Annotated in this window: 1 rRNA gene; it reads right to left on the reverse strand. The window is 56.1% G+C overall.

Annotation, left to right across the window (positions count from 1 at the left end):
- Window positions 1-255 (reverse strand): 23S ribosomal RNA (locus KI367_RS26880); the annotation flags it as partial.

The following is a 255-nucleotide window of genomic DNA, read 5'->3' on the forward strand; positions in this document are numbered from 1 at the left end:
TCTCCGCTACCCCCACCTCATCCCCGAATTTTTCAACATTCGTGGGTTCGGGCCTCCAGTGCGTGTTACCGCACCTTCACCCTGGACAGGGGTAGATCACACGGTTTCGGGTCTACGCCCACGTACTCATTCGCCCTATTCAGACTCGCTTTCGCTGCGGCTACGGCTTCTCACCTTAACCTTGCACGGGAACGTAACTCGCCGGTTCATTCTACAAAAGGCACGCCATCACCCCTAAAACGGGCTCTGACTTCT

Source organism: Paenibacillus cookii, assembly GCF_018333375.1.
Taxonomy (GTDB): domain Bacteria; phylum Bacillota; class Bacilli; order Paenibacillales; family Paenibacillaceae; genus Paenibacillus_AQ; species Paenibacillus_AQ cookii.